The 19,384-nt window shown below is 52.2% G+C and carries 20 protein-coding genes; 3 read left to right on the top strand and 17 right to left on the bottom strand.

From position 1 onward, the window contains the following. Nucleotides 1-274 precede the first annotated feature (274 nt). The 8 genes from BMW41_RS07855 to BMW41_RS07820 form a co-directional block, all read right to left on the bottom strand. Nucleotides 275-1,975: an EAL domain-containing protein gene (locus BMW41_RS07855; protein ID WP_074649609.1), complete on the bottom strand. Its 1,701-nt coding sequence runs from the start codon at nucleotides 1,973-1,975 to the stop codon at nucleotides 275-277. An 85-nt stretch (nucleotides 1,976-2,060) separates the two neighbouring features. Next, nucleotides 2,061-2,558 (bottom strand): tRNA (cytidine(34)-2'-O)-methyltransferase, encoded by a 498-nt coding sequence (locus BMW41_RS07850; protein ID WP_074649608.1) that lies wholly within the window; start codon nucleotides 2,556-2,558, stop codon nucleotides 2,061-2,063. Next, nucleotides 2,551-3,726 (bottom strand): aminotransferase class I/II-fold pyridoxal phosphate-dependent enzyme, encoded by a 1,176-nt coding sequence (locus tag BMW41_RS07845; RefSeq protein ID WP_074649607.1) that lies wholly within the window; start codon nucleotides 3,724-3,726, stop codon nucleotides 2,551-2,553. The genes BMW41_RS07850 and BMW41_RS07845 overlap by 8 nt, the downstream gene beginning before the upstream one ends. Next, complete coding sequence (locus tag BMW41_RS07840) at nucleotides 3,723-4,205, bottom strand: Lrp/AsnC family transcriptional regulator (protein ID WP_031474591.1); 483 nt, start codon at nucleotides 4,203-4,205, stop codon at nucleotides 3,723-3,725. The genes BMW41_RS07845 and BMW41_RS07840 overlap by 4 nt, the downstream gene beginning before the upstream one ends. Then, on the bottom strand, nucleotides 4,202-4,867 hold the full coding sequence (locus tag BMW41_RS07835) for an AIR synthase-related protein (protein ID WP_083378838.1): 666 nt from the start codon (nucleotides 4,865-4,867) through the stop codon (nucleotides 4,202-4,204). The genes BMW41_RS07840 and BMW41_RS07835 overlap by 4 nt, the downstream gene beginning before the upstream one ends. A 395-nt stretch (nucleotides 4,868-5,262) precedes the next feature. Continuing rightward, on the bottom strand, nucleotides 5,263-6,327 hold the full coding sequence (locus BMW41_RS07830; protein WP_074649606.1) for an L-threonylcarbamoyladenylate synthase: 1,065 nt from the start codon (nucleotides 6,325-6,327) through the stop codon (nucleotides 5,263-5,265). A 139-nt stretch (nucleotides 6,328-6,466) separates the two neighbouring features. Continuing rightward, nucleotides 6,467-8,140 (bottom strand): glycosyl hydrolase family 18 protein, encoded by a 1,674-nt coding sequence (locus BMW41_RS07825; protein ID WP_177171195.1) that lies wholly within the window; start codon nucleotides 8,138-8,140, stop codon nucleotides 6,467-6,469. Between the two features lie 188 nt (nucleotides 8,141-8,328). Further along, complete coding sequence (locus BMW41_RS07820) at nucleotides 8,329-8,568, bottom strand: hypothetical protein (RefSeq protein ID WP_031474599.1); 240 nt, start codon at nucleotides 8,566-8,568, stop codon at nucleotides 8,329-8,331. Between the two features lie 1,185 nt (nucleotides 8,569-9,753). On the opposite strand from BMW41_RS07820, the gene BMW41_RS07810 reads away from it, so the two are divergent. Both BMW41_RS07810 and BMW41_RS07805 read left to right on the top strand, forming a co-directional pair. Continuing rightward, nucleotides 9,754-10,584, top strand: coding sequence for an adaptor protein MecA (locus BMW41_RS07810; protein ID WP_074649603.1), 831 nt, complete (start codon nucleotides 9,754-9,756; stop codon nucleotides 10,582-10,584). Between the two features lie 237 nt (nucleotides 10,585-10,821). Beyond that, nucleotides 10,822-10,992, top strand: coding sequence for a DUF362 domain-containing protein (locus tag BMW41_RS07805; protein ID WP_074649602.1), 171 nt, complete (start codon nucleotides 10,822-10,824; stop codon nucleotides 10,990-10,992). Nucleotides 10,993-11,173: 181 nt separating this feature from the next. Here the strand turns inward: BMW41_RS07805 and dnaB are convergent, their stop codons facing one another. From dnaB to BMW41_RS07760, 9 genes are all read right to left on the bottom strand, one after another. Continuing rightward, complete coding sequence (gene dnaB / locus BMW41_RS07800) at nucleotides 11,174-12,538, bottom strand: replicative DNA helicase (protein ID WP_074649601.1); 1,365 nt, start codon at nucleotides 12,536-12,538, stop codon at nucleotides 11,174-11,176. 33 nt (nucleotides 12,539-12,571) lie between these two features. Next, nucleotides 12,572-13,018: a 50S ribosomal protein L9 gene (rplI, locus tag BMW41_RS07795; RefSeq protein ID WP_074649600.1), complete on the bottom strand. Its 447-nt coding sequence runs from the start codon at nucleotides 13,016-13,018 to the stop codon at nucleotides 12,572-12,574. Nucleotide 13,019: 1 nt separating this feature from the next. Then, complete coding sequence (locus tag BMW41_RS07790) at nucleotides 13,020-15,062, bottom strand: DHH family phosphoesterase (RefSeq protein WP_074649599.1); 2,043 nt, start codon at nucleotides 15,060-15,062, stop codon at nucleotides 13,020-13,022. Nucleotides 15,063-15,078: 16 nt separating this feature from the next. Beyond that, nucleotides 15,079-15,693 carry a cytidylate kinase-like family protein gene (locus BMW41_RS07785; RefSeq protein WP_074649598.1) on the bottom strand — a complete coding sequence of 205 codons (615 nt, stop codon included), beginning with the start codon at nucleotides 15,691-15,693 and terminating at the stop codon, nucleotides 15,079-15,081. A gap of 204 nt (nucleotides 15,694-15,897) precedes the next feature. Beyond that, nucleotides 15,898-16,167 carry a 30S ribosomal protein S18 gene (gene rpsR / locus BMW41_RS07780; RefSeq protein WP_031474335.1) on the bottom strand — a complete coding sequence of 90 codons (270 nt, stop codon included), beginning with the start codon at nucleotides 16,165-16,167 and terminating at the stop codon, nucleotides 15,898-15,900. Between the two features lie 26 nt (nucleotides 16,168-16,193). Continuing rightward, nucleotides 16,194-16,676, bottom strand: coding sequence for a single-stranded DNA-binding protein (locus tag BMW41_RS07775; RefSeq protein ID WP_074649597.1), 483 nt, complete (start codon nucleotides 16,674-16,676; stop codon nucleotides 16,194-16,196). Nucleotides 16,677-16,694: 18 nt separating this feature from the next. Then, nucleotides 16,695-16,982, bottom strand: coding sequence for a 30S ribosomal protein S6 (gene rpsF, locus BMW41_RS07770; RefSeq protein ID WP_031474331.1), 288 nt, complete (start codon nucleotides 16,980-16,982; stop codon nucleotides 16,695-16,697). 202 nt (nucleotides 16,983-17,184) lie between these two features. After that, the gene (locus BMW41_RS07765; RefSeq protein ID WP_031474329.1) at nucleotides 17,185-17,373 is read right to left on the bottom strand and encodes a DUF951 domain-containing protein; all 189 of its coding nucleotides are present in this window, start codon (nucleotides 17,371-17,373) and stop codon (nucleotides 17,185-17,187) included. 131 nt (nucleotides 17,374-17,504) lie between these two features. Then, the gene (locus BMW41_RS07760) at nucleotides 17,505-18,263 is read right to left on the bottom strand and encodes an NAD-dependent protein deacylase (RefSeq protein WP_083378836.1); all 759 of its coding nucleotides are present in this window, start codon (nucleotides 18,261-18,263) and stop codon (nucleotides 17,505-17,507) included. A gap of 350 nt (nucleotides 18,264-18,613) precedes the next feature. On the opposite strand from BMW41_RS07760, the gene sufC reads away from it, so the two are divergent. After that, nucleotides 18,614-19,357 carry a Fe-S cluster assembly ATPase SufC gene (sufC, locus tag BMW41_RS07755; protein ID WP_031474325.1) on the top strand — a complete coding sequence of 248 codons (744 nt, stop codon included), beginning with the start codon at nucleotides 18,614-18,616 and terminating at the stop codon, nucleotides 19,355-19,357. Nucleotides 19,358-19,384: the final 27 nt, after the last annotated feature.

Here is a 19,384-nt window from a genome sequence, read left to right as displayed (position 1 = left end):
AATCCAGAAAATGGAATCAGCCACATCAGTGGCTTTGTTAAAGTGCGTTTTCGAATCGTCTTTGCCTCACATAAACTTAAAATCAGCGGCGAAAGCCGCTGATTTTGCATACGAAAAGGTGCTGCGCACCAGTTGAAAAATCAACTAATGCGACAGCACCTTTTTTATTCTCATTCGATTTGGATTCTCATCAAACCTGTCTTTTCTGTCTTATCTCTCTTTTCGGCGTCTCCGCCGGCAACGCCGGTCTTCGGGGCCGAATCCCCGGGGCGCCTCACTGCTCCGCATCCGCATGTTTTTCCACGTATCGCTTCATGAATTCCCGGTGAGGAATCGGCTTCGAATACAGATATCCCTGAAACGTATAAACGTCATACTTCCGGAGAATATCCCGCATTTCCTCGGTCTCCACACCTTCCACGCAAATTCTTGAGCCGAAGATTTCGCCCACTTTTCCGATACTCCTGACAAGGCGTTCCTGACGGCCGTCACGGACAATGTCTTTTACGAACTGCCGGTCGATCTTCAGTATGTCGATATGGAGACTCTGCAGGATCGACAGAGAGGAAAACCCGGTGCCGAAATCATCCAGCGCCACCTTAATGCCGTACCGGTTCAGGTCGCGACAGATCGCCATCAGCCGTTCCATATCGAGGAAACGGCAGCGCTCCGTAATTTCCAGGCAGAGATTCTCCGGAGGATAGCCAACCTCTTCCATGGCACTTTTTACCGTATCCAGAAAATCCAGCTTCTGAAGCTGCGCATAGGACAGGTTCACATTCAGGACGAAATCGGGAATGGTTTTCAATATCTCCCGGCACTCTTTCATGGCCTGACGGAGAATCCATTCTCCCAGTTCCGGAAACAGTGCATCGTTTTCCAGTACCGGTATGAAATCGTCCGGCGGGACAATGTTTCCGCCCTCATCGATCCACCGGATCAGGGCCTCCGCCCCCTCCAGTTCCTCATTCTCCGCAGTCATAATCGGCTGATAAAACACCTCAAAATTACTGCATTGCTGAATGACGCTGTTGCGGATCCGGTTGATCCTTTCAAGACGGTAGATTCCGTTTTTGCTGTTCCCGTTTTCAAAAAAACTGAAATCTCCCTGTTTGTTGTATTTGGATTCCTGATACGCCCTCGTCAGGCAGGAAAAAATGGTATCCGCATTGGTGTCAAAACGGTCTACCGCAACCGCACCCGCATTGATCTCAAGCAGGACCTGCCTTCCGTCCAGCAGGAACGGTTTTTGAAGGACCTCCTGGTACTGCCGGTAGTTTTCCCGAAGCTGTTCTATCGTGGCGGTCCTGCTGATCAGAGCCACACGCACGCCGTCCAGTCGGTACAAATCACCGATATTCTGGTTGTGATCCTGAACATACCTTATACAGTGCTGAAGAATTCTCGTTCCGAAATCATAACCGAACAGGTCATTAATTCCCGTGTAATTGGTCGCACCGTACATGACAATCCGGAACGGGATGCCACAGTCCAGATACCGGCTGACATCATTAAAAAATCCGTTTTTGTTGCGCAGTCCGGTTACATTGTCCACACTTTCATTCAACGAATGATTCCGGATCATTCCGACAAAATACTCCGGTTCCCCGGCGTCATTTTTCAGGACAACCCCCTTGCACGTACACATATTGTACTTTCCCGCAAGGTTCTTTGCCCGATACTGCATATCGTGTATTCCGCAGCCGTTTGCGAAAATTTCATCGATACTCGACCGGTACACATTCCGGTCATCCGGATGGACATAACTCTCCCAGATATCTCCCGCGGCATACATGTATTCTCCGGGAAGCCCGTACAGTTCCACCGCTTTTTTTGACCAGCGGGAATAATCATATGCAACGTCGCACACATATACGTCGGTTCCCTCCGCGACCATGGCATATGATTCAAATACCGCATTTAACTTTTGAAGCCGTTTTTCTGTTATCTCTTTCGTCATTCCATTAACCCACATAACATTCGGTTATTCTATCTTGAAACAAAAAGCATATAACGGATTATCGGCATCTTTAAATAATTTATTCTATTTTTTTTGTGATTTATCTTCTCCAGTGCATTTCATGCAGTTCTCCGGTCTTCTTCATCCCCGCAAAATCATTCTGCCGCAAGGCTTCATAGAGAACGATCGCCGCCGAATTGGAGAGGTTGAGGGACCGCGCCTCTCCCCACATCGGAATCCGGATGCAGGTTTCCTCGTGATTCACCAGAATCTCTTCCGGTATCCCGCGGCTTTCCGGGCCGAACATCAGATAGTCCTCCGGCCCAAACTCCGCCTCCGTATAGATCCGGTGCGCCTTGGTGGTTCCCATCCAGATCTTTGCGCCGGGATTCTTTTCCAGAAAGTCCGCAAAGTCCACATAAACCTCATAGTCCAGATTCTGCCAGTAGTCCATGCCCACGCGCCGCACGCGCTTATCGGTCAGTTTAAACCCGAGGGGACCGATCAGATGAAGCTTTGCATGCGCCGCCACGCAGGTCCGGCCGATGTTCGCCGTGTTTTCCGGCATCTCCGGTTCGTAAAGGACAATATTAAACATTCTTTTCCGCCTGCAGTCTTTCCGTAAATCTTCTGAGCCGATCCAGCGCCTTCTTCAGATCGCGCATGGAATACGCATAGGAGATTCGCATAAAGCCCTCTCCGCAATCGCCAAACGCAGTTCCCGGAACGATCGCCAGCTTCTCTTCACGGAGAAGACGGTTGGCAAACTCTTCCGATGTCATGCCGAAGCGCTTGATGCTCGGAAAGACATAGAATGCGCCGTAGGGCTCAAAGCAGTCCATTCCCATTTTCCGGAGTTCCGCCACCAGAAAGCGGCGTCTCTCATCATAGGAATTCCGCATTCTCTCAATATCCGCATCGCCGTTCCGGAGAGCCTCCACCGCTGCATACTGGCTGGTGGTCGGCGCGCACATGATTGCGAACTGATGGATCTTCAGCATCTGCTGAAGGATCAGCTGCGGTGCACAGGCATAACCAAGACGCCAGCCGGTCATCGCATATGCCTTGGAGAATCCGTTGATCAGAACGCATCTCTCCTGCATCCCCGGCAGGGATGCGATGGATACATGTTTTTCCTTGTAGGACAGCTCGCAGTAGATCTCATCGCTGATGATGAAGAGGTCTTTTTCGCGGACGATCTCCGCAATCTTTTCCAGATCCTCCCTCTCCATGATCGCGCCGGTCGGGTTGTTCGGGAACGGCATAATCAGAACCTTGGACTTCGGGGTAATGTGCGCGAGAAGCTTTTCCGGCGTGAGACGGAACTCATCTTTTTCCTCAAGAGGAATCGATACCGGTGTTCCGCCGGCCAGAATCGTGCACGGCACATAGGAAACATAACTCGGCTGCGGGATCAGCACCTCATCGCCCGGATCCAGCATGGCACGGAGCGCCACGTCGATCGCCTCACTTCCGCCGACCGTAATCATGGTCTCTTTGATCGGATCATATGTGATTCCCTGAGATCGCTCCAGATAGTTGACGACCTCCTGGCGAAGCTCCTTCAGTCCGGAATTTGATGTGTAGAAGGTACGGCCTTTTTCCAGAGAGTGAATGCCTGCCTCACGCACATGCCACGGAGTATCAAAATCCGGCTCTCCGACACCGAGAGAGATCGCATCATCCATCTCGCTGACGATGTCAAAGAATTTACGGATTCCGGACGGCTGAATGCCGGTTATGGTTTTGGATAATGGATTTCTCACGACAGGAACATCTCTCTTTCATCTTTCGGTCCGTCGCTGAGAATGGTTCCGTAGTCTTTGTATTTCTTAAGGATGAAATGCGTTGCGGTACTCAGGACGGAATCAATGGGTGCCAATTTTTCCGATACGAAGTTCGCAACCGAACGCATGGAGCCGGACTGGACAATGACCGTGAAGTCAAAACCTCCCGACATCAGATAAACGGACTGAACTTCCGGATACTGGTAAATTCTCTCCGCGATGGTATCAAATCCCATATCTCTCTGCGGGGTTACCTTTACCTCGATCAGGGCGACAACCCGCTCCTGGTCAACCTTATCCCAGTTGATCAGAGCGTTGTAGCCGCAGATAACATGTTCCTGCTCCATAAGGTCGATCGCAGACGCGGCTTCCTCCGCGCTCACGCCGACCTTCGCGGCCAGTTCCTCGAGACTGATTCTGCTGTTCTGTTCGAGTACGGCAAGAATCTTTTCCTTCATAGTCCGTTTCCTCCTTCTTTCTCTTTTTCTGTCTGCTGCTGTTCTGTTTTATGTATTTCATCCGGAGCCGGGAAATCCAGATAGGTAGTCGTCTCCCCGCTTCGGATCTTTCCTGCTTTGGTGCGGTCAAACCAGCCGATGACCTCAGCCGTTTTCCCCATGGCGCGGTATTGCGCGGCAAGACTCTCGCCGCAGGATGCCGCTGCGAGAATACAGCCGGTGCTGTCCAGCCGGTACGGATTCAGATCCCAGATCTCGCAGACCTCCACCGTTTCCTGAAGGAGCGGAATCTTCCGGAGATCAATGTCAAATCCCCGTCCGCCCGCGCTGCTGAGATCCCAGAGTGCCGCGTAAAGGCCACCGTCGCCCGGAAGGCAGAAGGCCTTCACCCCTGCCTTTTGAAGCATTTTTTCATCGGCCTCCACGGCATGATCCCGGTACGCATTCCGGCATCGTTCCGCAAAACACGCGGAAAAACGTTCATCCAGCCGTTTTCCCAGCCGCATCGCCGCCGTCTCCGTTCCTCGGAGCGCCGCCGGCCCGATCAGAACGATCGAAAGTCCCGCCGTGACCTCGCCGGTCACTTCCGCCTCTCTGCACTGCCGGACACGGAACGTCTTTCTGGACGCCTCCGCCGCGCCGGAATTATTTTCCTGCGTCATCACATTTCACCCGAATCAGCCGAAAGCGCTGAGACCGGCTCCGATCATCGGCACGATCATGCAGATCACAAGAACGACGGCGATCACGCCGACAACCATCTGTCTCTTCTTCTGTGCTTTGCTCTGTTTTTCCATGATTTTCTCCTCCAGACTAAGACTTACGTCTGATCATTCTCCGCTCGTATCTGAGCTGCCCATCAAAGTCTGAAAATCTCCCTTCAGACCTTATCTTCCTGTAACTTCTTTATTTTCTGTATCTTTTTTTGTTTTCTGCAATTTCTTTATTTCTGCAACATTCTCTGTTCTGTCCCGGTCTCCATTTGAACGTACGCTCCGTCGGGCAGGCAGTATTCCCGTTTTCCGGAATGGTCTTTCCTGACTTTTCCCAAGCCGGTTCAGAGATTCAGAATGTGATATCCCGCGGCTTTTTTCAGCCGGTTCATAATCGCCTGTCCCAGATGGTCCTCAGAGAATCCCTCGGAGAAGATAAATTCCGCTCCCCGTCCGTCGAAATCCCTCAAAACGGCGTACAGATTGTGAGCAATGGTTTCCTTCCTTGCCCTCTCACCGATAGACTCCACGATTCCCCGGGGATAGCGGTCTTTCGTCTCATCGGTGCAGATGATGCCCACCGTTTTTCCTTCCGCGATTTTCTCCGCCGCCATGGCGTTGATCTTTGCGATCACCTGTTCCGCTTCGCCCTCGACGATGGTCATATCCGCCTTCGGCGCATAGTGACGGTATTTCATCCCGGGTGCCTTCGGTTTCAGATCCTTGCTGGGCGGTCCCTGAATGGCCGGATCGATCCGGACTTCACCGACAACTTCACGGAGCATCTCCATCGTCACGGCACCCGGTCGAAGCAGCGTCGGAACTTCTTCCGTGACATCCACGATCGTGGATTCCACGCCGATTCCGACCGGTCCTCCGTCCAGAATCACTTCGATTTTCCCGTTCAGATCCTCATATACATGCCCGGCCTTGGTCGGGCTCGGTCTTCCGGATGTATTGGCGCTGGGCGCGGCAATCGGTACGCCGGCTCTGCGGATCAGTTCCTGTGCCACCGGATCGGACGGCATACGGACAGCCACGGTTTCCAGGCCGCCGGTTGTCTGATACGGCACGACCTCGCTCTTTTGAAAAATCAGCGTCATTGGCCCCGGCCAGAATGCCTCTGCCAATTTTCTTCCCGCCTCCGGGATCTCCGATACGATCGGCGTGATCTCCTCCATGCAGGACACATGCGCAATCAGCGGATTATCCGACGGACGGCCCTTGGCCGCATAGATCTTCCGGGATGCGTCCGCATCCAGCGCATTGCCGCCCAGACCGTAGACGGTCTCCGTGGGAAATGCCGCCAGGCCGCCGGAACGGATAACGTCCGCCGCTTCCTGAATATTACGGATGTCTTCCCCGGAAAAGTTCCCGGAATCCGAAACCTGAAGTACTTTTGTGATCACTTTTTTTCGCTTCTTTCTATAGAAAATGTTTTTCGTTTTAGTTTAATATAGTTTAATTCAAAAGTAAAGCGGAGAGCCCCTTCCGACCGCCGCCGGGATCGCTCTCCGCTTCGCGTTTTTATGGAATAACGGCGTTCTCTCAGTTCTTCCATCCGAAGATGTTCCAGATATCCGACGTCTCCATTCCAAGTTTCCATCCGGCCATTCCGGCGACATCCGCCTCCTTCACCGCCTGTACCTTCTTCTTCATGGAATCGGCATCTTCCAGCCAGATCATACTCTTTTTGCCGTTTTCTTCCAACTCTGCATAATTCTGACCGGTCTCCTCATCCCATACGGTCTCAAGATTATGGTTTTTCACCCATTCGTTGGCCTCGGACATATGAAGCGCCTGCGAAGAGGTATCCTCGCCGCTCACGGTCCAGAGTCTCGTATAGAATGGAAGTCCCGCGATGATCTTCTCCTTCGGCACCATCGACAGGAGATTATCGATTCCGTTCACCACATAGGAAAGGGACGATACCGATCCAGCCTCTCCGCCAGCATAGTGTTCATCATATGCCATCAGAATGACATAATCCGCCCATACGCCCTGCTCCTGATAATTGTAAAAACGATTGTAGGACTCCGCCGGGTAATCATCGATGGAAAGCGTCAGTCCCGCCTTCCGGCAGGCCACCGACATTTCCCGGATAAACTGGGTGTAATGGACTCCGGCCTCCTCCTTCAGCCCCTCAAAATCAAGGTTGAAGCCGTCAAAACCGTATGAAGCAGCCTCCTTCATCAGGTTTTTGATCAGCTTTGTTCGAACCGATGTCCTCGCCAGAAGTTTTTCGGTGTTGACATTGCTGCTGTAATCATGGCCAAAATTGTCCACAACCGGCCAGACCTTCATTCCGAGGGAATGTGCGGTCTTCACATAATCCGCCGAAGCGATGGATTCATACTCGCCGCTGTTGTTTTTCATGCCGAACCATGTCGGCGCGATCACGTTGACCCCCTTTGTCCCGGTCAGAGAATTGGTCAGCTGGGCATTGGCCGCCTGCGAGGTTGTCTGATGCCAGATCAAAGTGATCTTGTCTTTCAGCATCGCCGTCTTATACTCCGGTTCCTCAAAACCGGTATCCGGTTCCTCATCGCAGAAATCCGTCAGGCATTTGGTTTTCACATATCCCGTGAATCCCTTTGCCGTAACGATCTTGGACCAGTTCTCCATACTGTCGAGAACCGTGACATGATCTCCCTTTTTGGCATCCTCGACAATCTCCGCCTTGATGCCGCCCTTGGTTCTCACCGCCGTATCTTCCCGGAGATTTGCTCCGGTCGTGGTGTTGCCGGAGTTGCGGATATACAGTCTCGGATACTCTGTATCCGAAAAATCTTCCATAGCCATGGCCGTGTGCATTCTCACCTCGTCCGCGGACACCAGAATCGAATCCCCGTCCTCCACATATACCGCCGAACCGTCATCATTTTTCGATTCCGCGGTCATCCGGAGAATCTCCTCCGGCAGCGTATAGAGAAGGACCTTCTCCTCGCTGTCGTAATAAAAACGCTCATTCAGATTGTCATTGACAAAATCAATGGGAAGATAGACCCTGCCGCCGATTTTCCGGCCTTCGGTCTCCTGCCGGTCATAATTCAGATACAGTATGACACCGTCCCCGTTTTTCGGCGTGTATATCTTGGAGAGATCCGCTCTCTTATTGGACGGCATATACCGCAGATACGCGTACACGCCTCCCGCTGCCGCCAGTACAATCAGCCCGAGCAGGAGCAGAAAGCCCAAACATGACATCAGTCTTCTTCCCATGAACATCCTCCGATTCCGACAGATCCTATGATCTGTCACCGATTTCTGTACCACAAAGTATAGCATAAGCGGTCGGCGAATGTTATTTCTTTGTTTTGTTTTTTCTGTGCTTCTTTCTTGCAGTTGTCAGGCAGAACTTGTTCATTTTCTCCGTTTTCGGTTTCTTTGTTTTTCCGGTCGCCTTTCCGTCAGAGATGTACCCGGTCAAAATGGATCTCTTTCAGCTTTCCGTCCGCTCCCGGAATATAATCACCCATGTAGAAATGCCGGCCTTCACAGACGAAAAGCCTCCGATAATCCTTCGGCAGCATTTCCTTTCCGTCGATAAAGATCGGGATTCCCCGTCTCCTGAAACGCTCGAGTCCCTCAAGAAACAGCTGTTCCTGTCTCCGTCGGTCCCGCCTTTCCTCCTGAGACTCTGAAAACATTCTTTAGCACCTCCCCCACCGGCGTCTTTCCCCGCGCCGGTGTTCTGCTGCCCGGTTTCCGGTACGGCCGGAGGTTCTTCCGTGACATACCGCGGCCGCCCCTCTCCCTGATTCCGAACAGTAATTCCATGTTTCGAAGCAACTCCATCGGGTTTCATCGCCCGTGCAAGAAAACGCGATATCCTGCAGCGGAAATGCCGTCTGGAGTACCGCATCCCGCTCCGTGCCGAATCCGTTTTCTTCTTTTTTCCGTTCCTGTTTTCCGTTCTGAGAAGTCAACGTAATCTCTCCGCAGCTCCACCTGCTGCGTTTTCATCCATTCCGCTGACATTTCGTTGTTGTTCCGGAAAAATCCCCGCACGCGCCGAATTCCATGGCAGCTCTTTGGCGGTCCCGCGCAGGTCGTCCGCAGATAATGCCCCGAACATTTCTGCACCCGCTTTCTGCGCGCAAAAACCGCAATGATCATGTCATCTCCATTCTGCTCCGAATTCACGGTGACAGTTCTTCTCCGGTCTCAGCTTATAAAGATAATAAAGGCTGCGTTCTTCCGGTCACCGGTGACCGCTTCCCGCAGACAGACAGTGTGCGGAACCGCACACATGCAGAATCTCATCCATTGTGCGCGCCAGGATGAGATAACAGAATTCCGCTTCCGGCGCGATGTGCCGGCTGCGAAGCGTATCCGGCAGGTTTCCGTTCCGCCTTACAACCCGCCTTCTCCAATCATTGAAACCGTTTACCAGCAGGACATCTGTCCTATCTCACCTCCTTGTCGTGTTCGGCTTCTCAGTAATTAATATTTTAGTATTATTTTCAAATAATTCAATGTTGTATATATTTATTTTCTAACAACTCTTCGGATGTAATTGAACAGATATGCCGATACGATGGATTATATCCGCGGTGCTTTGTCGCTATCGCAGTTTTTTCTCTCCCGCTCTCCGGAAAATTTTGTAAGGTTTTCCCTCCGCTCTTATCGACTTCCGGTTTCCGGCGATAATTGTTCTATATGGCAGGGTGCGCTTTCGGATGTCCTTCGGCTTGGAACACTCCTGATCCGTTGTATGTTTGATTCTTTTGCCGATAAAGTTTTTCTAAAATTTTCTTACGGCAATTGCTATTTCTCCTCGTTTCATTTATACTGCACTCTGATATTGACATAAGAAAGAAGGAGATGATCCTGTGAAAATAGAACGAATCAGTGACAAGCAGATCCGCTGCACGCTCACCGGCGAAGACCTCGCACAGCGGGGAATGAGTCTCAGCGAGCTGTCCTACGGAACCGAAAACGCAAGAAACCTGTTCCGCGAGATGCTTCAGACCGCATCCTCACAGGTCGGTTTCGATGTCGATGACACACCGCTTATGATGGAAGCCATCCCGCTCTCCACCGACAATATCATGCTGATCATCACCAAGGTGGATGATCCGGAAGAACTGGATGCACGGTTTTCTCATTTTTCACCGGCAGAGGAAACACCCCGGACACCGGCCCTGTCCCCGGAACTTCTGGAGGGAGCGGAGAAAATTTTCCATATGATCTCCGGCAATACGACCGACCCGGCTTCCGTAACACCGAAAAAAGAAGAGAATCTCGACTTTGCCAAACTGTTTGACACCGTTCAGGCCATTGTCGAGGCCAAGCCGGCAGACCAGACTGCCGCTCCGGCAGATACCGGCGAAAAAACAAACAAGACCGCAAAACCTGTTAAAACCGCTCCGGCGCTTCGCCTCTTTGCGTTCCCGGATCTGGACAGCGTTATTGATGCGGCCAAAGCTTCCGATCCGGCCTACCGGGGAGAAAGTGCCCTGATGAAGGATTCCTCAGACGGAACCTTCTATCTGATGCTCCGGGAATCCGAACCGGGTGAGTCCTCCTTTATCCGCTGTTGCAACCGCATGGCGGAGTACGGACGGTCGGTACGCGCCAAGACCGGCACCGAGGCATATTTCCGGGAGCACTATGAAGTCATACTCGCAGAGAACGCTTTAAAAAAGCTTTCTGCCATCTGACCTGCGCCGAAAAAACGGCTCGTTTATCATGAATGGAATATGTGGGAGCGGATCGTGATCCGGAATGAATCATCACGGGTCCCGGCTCTGATCCGAACCCCATTTTCACGTCATCGCATTCGGTGTCCCCTGTGCGATGAAACAAAAATTCGTTGAGTTATCCTTGAATAACTCAACAACCATATTGTACAATGCAGTGGCATAGAGAATTTACCGTGATGAAGGAGGTATATTGCAATGGCATATGTTATTAATGATACTTGTGTAAGCTGTGGTTCCTGCGCTGGCGAGTGCCCGGTAGGTGCTATCTCTGCAGGAGCTTCTCAGTACGAGATCGACGCAACTGCTTGCATCGATTGCGGAACTTGTGCAGGTGTATGTCCGACAGGTGCTATCTCTCAGGGCTGATAAATCCTTTGAGATTGCTGATACAGAACAGCAAAAAGACCGGAGCGCTCAGCGCCCCGGTCTTTTTAGTGCCATAAAAAGTGCAGATGTCCGAGAGCAGTCAGCTCTGACATCTGCACTTTTTTATTGTGTTATAAGACATTTCTCCGAAGTCCGCCCGCGGACCTGGATCCTGTTCCGTTTACACGCCTCCGTCACGCGGCTGCCGTTCCATATTGACAAACTTCGTCAGTTCCGGCTTCCACATCAGCTCGACGGTTCCGATCGGACCGTTTCGCTGTTTTGCGATGATGACCTCCGCCACATTCGGCTTCTCGGTCGCCTTGTTGTAATAATCATCGCGGTATAAGAACATAATCACATCGGCATCCTGCTCGATCGCGCCCGAATCTCGAAGATCCGACATCATCGGCCGGTGATCCGGTCGCTGTTCACAGGCTCGTGAGAGCTGGGACAGTGCCAGAACCGGCACGTTCAGTTCTCGGGCCAGTGCCTTCAGAGAACGGGAAATCTCGGAGATTTCCTGCTGACGGCTCTCGGCACTGTGTCCTTTGCCCGAGCCGCTCATCAGCTGAAGGTAGTCGATGATGATAATGCTGATACCGTATTCCAGTTTGATCTTGCGGCATTTGCTCCGCATCTCCGAGAAAGAGATGCCCGGTGTATCGTCAATCATGATCTTGGAATTTCCGATCACGCCGATTCCCTCGACAACCGCATCCCAGTCTGAATCATTCAGGTCTCCGGTACGGAGTTTCTGTGAATCGACCATGGACTGCATGGACAGAACACGGTTGATCAGCTGTTCCTTGCTCATCTCGAGACTGAACACGAGACACGGGAGATTCTTCTTGATCGCAACGTGCTGAACAACGTTCAGGACAAATGCGGTCTTACCCATGGACGGTCGCGCCGCGATCAGAACCAGATCCGACGGCTGAAAACCGGAGGTCCGGTAATCCAGATCAATGAATCCTGACGGAATGCCGGTTACCGTTCCGGTGCTCTTTGACGCCTTCTCAATCTTATCCAGAACATTCAGCGCCACATCGCTGATCGGAACCAGCTCGCCGGTCGTCTTCTTTTCCAGAACATCAAATACCGATTTCTCGGTGTGATCCAGAATCTCGTCCAGCGTGTCCTTTCCCGCATAGCAGAGATTCTCGATCTCTTCGTTCATCCGGATCAGTTTTCTCAGAACCGACTTTTCATAGACAATCTCCGCATATGCCTTCGCGTTGACGGAAGTCGGAACCGACTTCATAATGTCCCGGACAAACTCCAGACTCGCAACCTCCGGCGGGACGTTTTTTTCTTTCAGACGGTTCTGCACGGTCACGATATCGACCGGCTTTCCGCTCTCAAAGAGCTCCACGATCGTATCAAACATAATGCCGTACTGCTGCTGATAGAAATCCGCGCCCGTCACCGTCTCGGCCGCAGCCATGATCGCTTCTTTATCCATCAGCATCGAGCCGATCACCGATCGCTCGGCATCGACACTGTTGGGAAGGACCCTTTTTACCAATGCATCTTCTGCTGCCATCCGTTCCTCCTGATTATTGCGTCACGGGAAGAATCAGGCCTCTACCACGTGAACATCCAGCTTTCCTGTCACGTCACGATGCAGACGGATCGGCACCTCGGTTACACCGAAGCTGCGGATCGGCTCCGGAAGAATGAGTTTCTTCTTGTCGATATCCATTCCGAGCTGATCCTTGATCGCCTTCACGATTTCCTTGGTCGATACGGAACCGAACGCTCTGCCGCCCTCGCCTGCCTTAATCGCCAGGGTGATCTTCTTGCCGGAAAGTTCCTCTGCCAGCTGCTTCGCCGCAGCGAGTTCTTCCGCCGCAATCTTTGCGTCGTTCGCCTTTCTCAGCTTCAGATCGTTCAGATTCTGCGGTGTCGCCTCCAGACCCAAGTTCTTCTTGATAATAAAGTTTCTTGCGTAACCATCGCTGAGTTTTACGATATCACCCTTTTTTCCGACGGATTTTACATCTTCCAATAATACTACCTGCATGTTATATTTCCCCTTTCTCACTCATCTCATCGATGAGCGCCTTGAGTCTGTCCCGCGCCTCGGCGGTACTGATCTCTTTCACCTGTGCGCCGGCGATCGAGCGGTGTCCGCCGCCACCGAGTTTTTCCATCATGACCTGAACATTGACTTCGTCAATGGAACGGGCACTGTAGAAGACGGTATCATTGATCTGCGTGATCACAAAGGATGCCTTGATGCCGGTGATATCCAGCATTTCATTGGCCGCCTGCGCACCGACCACCGTCGGGCTTTCCAGACCGTCGGCCGGGCACTCCGAGATGGCGTACGCTCCCTTGTAGATCTCCATATTCTGGATGGCCGCCGCCTTTGCGCGGTAATCCTCCGGCTTGTCCCGGAGAAGCTTTCTCACGCGCACGACATCCGCGCCGTTCCGGCGGAGAAATGCCGCCGCCTCAAAGGTTCGGACACCGGCCTGATTCATGAAATTGTGCGTATCGATCATGATGCCGGCATACATTGCGTCCGCCTCCAGCGGCTTTACGCGGATTCCGTCACCGATATACTGGAGAATCTCCGCAACCATCTCACAGGCGCTGGACGCATACGGCTCCACGTAGGACAGAGTCGGATTCTGGATCAGCTCCGCGCTCTGGCGATGGTGATCCAGAACAACGATGGTGCTGATCTTCTTCAAGAGATCCGGTGCCTCCGTAATGCTCGGGCGGTTGACGTCCACCACAACAAGCATGGTATTGCTGTCCGCCCATTCCGCCGCCTCCTCCGCCGTCGCAAAGAGATCTTCCGGATAATCCGGATTGCCGCGGAATTTGGCCATGATCGGGCGAACGGACGAATTGACGTCATTGACCACGATCCGGGACTTTTTGTTGAACGCCTGGGCGATACGCCAGATACCGACTGCCGCGCCGAAACAGTCCATATCACCGATCCGGTGGCCCATAACCAGAATCTTGTCCTTGGTATCCATCAGCTCGCGCATCGCGTGAGCTTTGACACGGGCCTTGACCCGGGTCGTCTTCTCCACCTGCTGCGACTTTCCGCCGTAATACCGGATGCGGTCGGCATCCTTGACCACGGCCTGATCGCCGCCCCGGCCGAGCGCCATATCGATGGCGGCGCGGGCATAATCATAGTTCTGGAGATAAGTCCCGCCGTTCATACCGATGCCGATACTCAGCGTCACCGCCATATCATTACCGATATTGACGGTTTTAACGTCCTCGAGGATCGAGAACCGGTTGTCGCGAAGTTCGTCCGTATATTTCTGCTGAATGACAAAGAAGTATTTGTCCTTCTCCAGCTTTTTCACGATGCCTTCCATGCGGTCGATGTACTTGGTGATCTTTCGGTCAATCAGCGCCGCCAGAAGAGATCTGCGGACCGCCTCGACGCTCTCCAGCGCCTCATCATAATTGTCCAGATAGATCAGACCAACCACCGGTTTTCTGCGGTCCAGCTCCTGTTCATACGTGAGGAGCTGCGTCTCATCAAACAGGAAAATCCCGTACATGCGGGTCCCGTTAAAATGATCCATGCCGAGACGGATCTGCGCCGAATCATCGATCAGAATCGAGCGGATGCCGACCTCATAGAATCTTCCGCCAAACTCCGTGTGAAGACTGGTGTCATCCTCCACCTTATAGAAGGTGTTTGCGTTCAGCTCCGGGAAAAACGAAGACAGAAATTTGTGATGTCCCTTATCCTCGCGGATCAGGTTTTCAAACTCCCGGTTCGCCCAGAGGATCCGTCCCTCCTCGTCCGCCAGCACATACGGAACGCTCATCTCGCGAAGGAGCTGGTCCTGCACTTCGGAATACTCCGAAGAAAAACGGACCAGCCCCGCTAAAATCTGTCTTCTGCTGTAGAGCAGGAGCCAGCCGGCGATCAGCACCCCCACAAAGGTGAAGCCTGCCATCGCCGCTCCGGCCTGCGGACTGACCAGCGCGGCTGACAGATTGGAGATCACCAGGATCGCCGCCATGATCAGCGGCCATGTCAGATACGCGCGTAACAGTCCCTGCGTTCGGATTCTGCCTCTCATTTCATCGTTCCTCTTATCACCGTACTGCCTCGCAGATGATGTCTGCACACTTCTGCGGATCAAGAAGCGCCGTATTCAGAAGAAGATCGTAGTTATCCCGGTCTCCCCAGCGCTGACTTGTGTAATTCTCGTAGTGGATCCGGCGTTTTTTATCGATTTCCCGCATCATCTTGTCGATATTCTCCTCCAGCTCACCGTACTCCTTGAGTGCCCGGCGTTTGCGGCTCTCGTAATCGGCGTAGATGAAGACGCGGAGAACATCTTCCCGGTCTCTCAGAATATAATCCGCGCAGCGGCCGATGATCACGCACGGTCCGCGCTTAGCTCTCTCGATGATCGCTTTCTTCTGTGCAAGGAAGATCTGCTCCGCCAGCGGAAGCTCACTCGGTTTCGGTTCCCGCGGATAGGCACTTCCGTAAATGGTGCCCACCGCAAAATTATAGAGAATGCTGGATGTCAGCTTCTGCTCTTTTGCCGCCACCGTCTCCGCCGGAAAGCCGATCTCCTTCGCCGCCGCGTCGATCAGTTCTTTATCGTAAAACTCGATATCCAGTTTTTTCGCGGTAAGCAGACCGATATTGCGTCCGTCGCTGCCGTATTCACGGCTGATCGTAATGATATTTTTCTTCATGATTGACCCCCCTGTTCTGATTTTTGAACTGCCGCAGCTGTATCTTTGCGGGGTTTCTCTTTGCCTTAATCATACCATAAATCCCGAACAGAAGGAAGAAGGGCCGCCCGAAAAACGGGCAGCCCTTCTGATGTTTGATGTTTAATCCAGTATTCGACGTTATGTCGTTTAAGGAAACGCTGATTTAATCCGTGTTTCCTCAGATTACTCTACTGTGTACGGAAGAATAGCAAGATGTCTTGCTCTCTTAACAGCTACAGTAAGAGCTCTCTGATGCTTTGCGCAGTTTCCGGTAATTCTTCTCGGAAGGATCTTACCTCTCTCGGATACGTATCTCTTCAGCTTGTTTGCATCCTTGAAATCGATCGGCTCTGCCTTGGATCCGCAGAATACGCAAACTTTTCTTCTTCTGTGCATTCCACCGTTTCTTCTCGGTCTTGCACCTTCCGGTCTTTCTGTCTTATTGAATGGCATTTTATTTCCTCCTCGCGGTTTCCGTATTAGTTGAACGGAAGACCCTCATCTTCAACTCCGTCAGGAATATTTATGAAACCATCGCTTGTCGCTGCTGCAGCGCTTGCCGGCGCCGGACGATCCGGTGCATAGGAAGCGGACTGCGGTGCGCCCATCGGTGCGGAGGATGCGTTCTTGCTCTCCGCGAATTCCTGATCTTCAACGATAACTTCTGTCGTATATACTTTCTGGCCGTCTTTGTTCGTGTAACTGCCAGTCTGAATTCTTCCGGATACTACAACCTTAATTCCCTGGTGGAAGTACTTCTCCGCGAATTCGCCTGCTCTGTCGAAAGCCACACACGGAATGAAGTCTGCAGTCTGATCGTTTCCGACCTCCGCGACCCTTCCGGATCTGCGTCTTCTGTCAACTGCGAGGGTGTATCTCGCGATCGCCATGGAACGCTCACCCTGAGAATATCTCACTTCCGGGTCTCTTGTCAGTCTACCCATCAGAATTACTTTATTCATACGATCACTCTTCCTTATTTATGCTTCCGGTCTCATGCATAAGTATCTGAGAACTGGCTCCATAATACGGATTCTGGACTCGATCTCAGCCGGTGCTGTCGGCTCAGCGTCGAAGTGGATGAAATAATAGAATCCTTCTTTTTCCTTCTGGATCTCGTAAGCGAGCTTCTTCTTGCCCCACTCATCGATATCCTTGATCTGGCCGCCAAAACGCTTTACAAGCTCTTTAATCTGCTCCAGTGCGGCAGCTCTCTGCTCGTCCTCAAGCTTACTGCTGAGAATTACGGCTAACTCATAATTGTTCATGTGTTTCAGAACCTCCTTGTGGTCTCTGACCCCCTGACTCCAGCAGGGAGTAAGGATTGTTGGTATATCACGGCTAACGATTATAGCAGAGTTTCCGCAAGCCCGCAAGCGGTTTTTTTATCAAAAAAGATGCTTTTAAACCGTTTCTCCCGCATCGTCTTCTCCGGACGGATAATCGGCGGATATGCAGCGGAAACGACTTTTACAACTTTTCGGGCTTCCGCAGTCCACGGGTGCTTTTTTCCACGATCCGACGGGCAATCATGATCTGGTGTCCGCATCCGAGGCATTCCAGCCGGAAATCCGCTCCGACGCGGAGAATTCTCCACTCAAAACTCCCGCACGGGTGCTGCTTCTTCAGTTTTACGATATCGCCGACTTCATACTCCACTTCCGGTTCCTCCGCTCAAATTCCGCGTTTCATGCTTTATTTCATACTTGTTTCTTTTCTCGATACCGGTGGTTTTCCGCCGGTCCTTCATGACTCTCCTGCCATCATTCCGGTCCTTCTCCGGTTCACGGTTAAAGCGTCATATTCTCCATCTCTGCCAGCCCGGCAAATACACGGTCGATATCCTCCGTGATGTTGAGCACATTCTTTCCGATGTGAACATCCAGCGGATCGCGGTTGATAACCGCAAGATATTTTCCGCCAAAATAATTGATAAAGGACGCCGCCGGATACACCGTAAGCGATGTGCCTCCAATGATCAGCATATCCACGCTGGAGAGCACGCTCACCGCGCCGGCCACCGCATCCTCCGGAAGACTCTCACCGTAAAGGGTGATATCCGGCCGGATCACACCGCCGCACTCACAGTGCGGAACCGGTTCTTTCGACTCAAACACATAGTCGGACGGATAGATTTTCCCGCATTTCATGCAATAGTTGCGCAGCGCGCTCCCGTGAATCTCATATACCTTCCGGCTTCCCGCCTTCTGGTGCAGACCGTCGATATTCTGGGTCACCACGCCGGTCAGCTTTCCGGTCTTCTCCAGTTCCGCCAGATACCGGTGTGCATGATTCGGCCGGATCTTTCTCGTATCCATCTTCTGTCGGTGGAATTCAAAATAAACCTTCGGCTCGTGCACAAGGCAGCGGTTGCTGAGCAGATATTCCGGCTGATACGCCTCAAAGCCGACGCTCGGCGTGTTATACAGGCCGTCCTTGCTCCGGAAATCCGGGATGCCGCTGGCGGTCGAAACGCCTGCGCCTCCGAAAAACACGATCTTTTCACTCTCTCCGATCCACTCATTCAGCTGTCTGATCTTATCATCCATAATCCATACCTCTTTTCCTGAGTGTAAACCTTCACGCATACAGCTATTGTACTACGTTTCGGACATCCGTGCGGCACGCCTTTCGGAAAATGATCCCGAATGCATTTCTTTTCCTTATATTCCGTCATAATTCCAAGTTTTATCGACTAATACACTGGATTTTGTAGGAATTGTACAGAATGCGGCTTTCGCGCTTGCTTATAGGAAATTCGTAGTATATAATAACACAAGCCGAATTTCGGGACATTTCCGGTCGATAATTTAAATAGGAAACAATCCGGATCAAGGCACACACAACTGTTATCAAAGATGCGGCACCGTCCGCAGAATATACAGACGGAGGAACAGACATGTCCGAACAATTATTACACATAGAAAACCTCGCTGTCAACGTTGAGGACAAGGAGATTCTTCACGGCGTTTCCCTGGATATCAAACCGGGCGAGACTCATGTTCTCATGGGCCCGAACGGCGCCGGAAAATCCACTCTCGGCTATGCGATCATGGGCAACCCGAGATACACCGTAACCGGCGGCTCCATTCAGTTTAAGGGCGAGGACATCACCAACGCTCCGGTCAACAAGCGTGCGCAGGCCGGCGTATACCTCTCCTTCCAGAATCCGCTGGAGGTTCCGGGCCTTACGCTCAGCAGCTTCATCAAGACTTCCGTTGAGCAGAAGACCGGCAAGCACATCCGCCTCTGGGATTTCCGCAAGCAGCTGAAGGCTGCCATGAAGGTCCTGAACATGGACGAATCCTACGCAGACCGTGATCTCAACGTCGGTTTCTCCGGCGGCGAGAAGAAGAAAGCCGAGATCCTGCAGCTCCTGATGCTGAATCCGGACCTTGCCATCCTGGATGAGACCGACTCCGGTCTGGATGTCGATGCAGTCCGCACCGTATCCCAGGGTGTGGAAGAGTACCAGAAGAACCATGACGGCGCTCTCCTGATCATCACTCACAGCACACGTATTCTGGAAGCTCTGCACGTTGACTACACCCACGTGCTGGCGGACGGCCGCATCATCAAGGACGGCGACGCTTCTCTCGTTGACAACATCAATGAGAACGGTTTCGAGCAGTTCCTGAAGTAATCCGGAAAACGAAGCTGCCTGAAAGGA

The sequence above is a fragment of the [Clostridium] aminophilum genome, from assembly GCF_900101295.1.
Taxonomy (GTDB): Bacteria; Bacillota; Clostridia; order Lachnospirales; family Lachnospiraceae; genus Clostridium_R; species Clostridium_R aminophilum_A.
Note: the sequence above shows the minus strand (reverse complement) of the source record. Positions and strands in the feature narration are given on the sequence as shown.

Bases quoted from the DNA above. Each gene is read 5' to 3' on its own strand.
- BMW41_RS07855 (WP_074649609.1), bottom strand. From the start codon at position 1,975: ATGTGGGTTAATGGAATGACGAAAGAGATAACAGAAAAACGGCTTCAA.
- BMW41_RS07850 (WP_074649608.1), bottom strand. From the start codon at position 2,558: ATGTTTAATATTGTCCTTTACGAACCGGAGATGCCGGAAAACACGGCG.
- BMW41_RS07840 (WP_031474591.1), bottom strand. From the start codon at position 4,205: ATGAAGGAAAAGATTCTTGCCGTACTCGAACAGAACAGCAGAATCAGT.
- BMW41_RS07835 (WP_083378838.1), bottom strand. From the start codon at position 4,867: ATGACGCAGGAAAATAATTCCGGCGCGGCGGAGGCGTCCAGAAAGACG.
- BMW41_RS07825 (WP_177171195.1), bottom strand. From the start codon at position 8,140: ATGGGAAGAAGACTGATGTCATGTTTGGGCTTTCTGCTCCTGCTCGGG.
- BMW41_RS07820 (WP_031474599.1), bottom strand. From the start codon at position 8,568: ATGTTTTCAGAGTCTCAGGAGGAAAGGCGGGACCGACGGAGACAGGAA.
- BMW41_RS07805 (WP_074649602.1), top strand. From the start codon at position 10,822: ATGGCATATGTTATTAATGATACTTGTGTAAGCTGTGGTTCCTGCGCT.
- dnaB (WP_074649601.1), bottom strand. From the start codon at position 12,538: ATGGCAGCAGAAGATGCATTGGTAAAAAGGGTCCTTCCCAACAGTGTC.
- rplI (WP_074649600.1), bottom strand. From the start codon at position 13,018: ATGCAGGTAGTATTATTGGAAGATGTAAAATCCGTCGGAAAAAAGGGT.
- BMW41_RS07790 (WP_074649599.1), bottom strand. From the start codon at position 15,062: ATGAGAGGCAGAATCCGAACGCAGGGACTGTTACGCGCGTATCTGACA.
- BMW41_RS07785 (WP_074649598.1), bottom strand. From the start codon at position 15,693: ATGAAGAAAAATATCATTACGATCAGCCGTGAATACGGCAGCGACGGA.
- rpsR (WP_031474335.1), bottom strand. From the start codon at position 16,167: ATGCCATTCAATAAGACAGAAAGACCGGAAGGTGCAAGACCGAGAAGA.
- BMW41_RS07775 (WP_074649597.1), bottom strand. From the start codon at position 16,676: ATGAATAAAGTAATTCTGATGGGTAGACTGACAAGAGACCCGGAAGTG.
- rpsF (WP_031474331.1), bottom strand. From the start codon at position 16,982: ATGAACAATTATGAGTTAGCCGTAATTCTCAGCAGTAAGCTTGAGGAC.
- BMW41_RS07760 (WP_083378836.1), bottom strand. From the start codon at position 18,263: ATGGATGATAAGATCAGACAGCTGAATGAGTGGATCGGAGAGAGTGAA.
- sufC (WP_031474325.1), top strand. From the start codon at position 18,614: ATGTCCGAACAATTATTACACATAGAAAACCTCGCTGTCAACGTTGAG.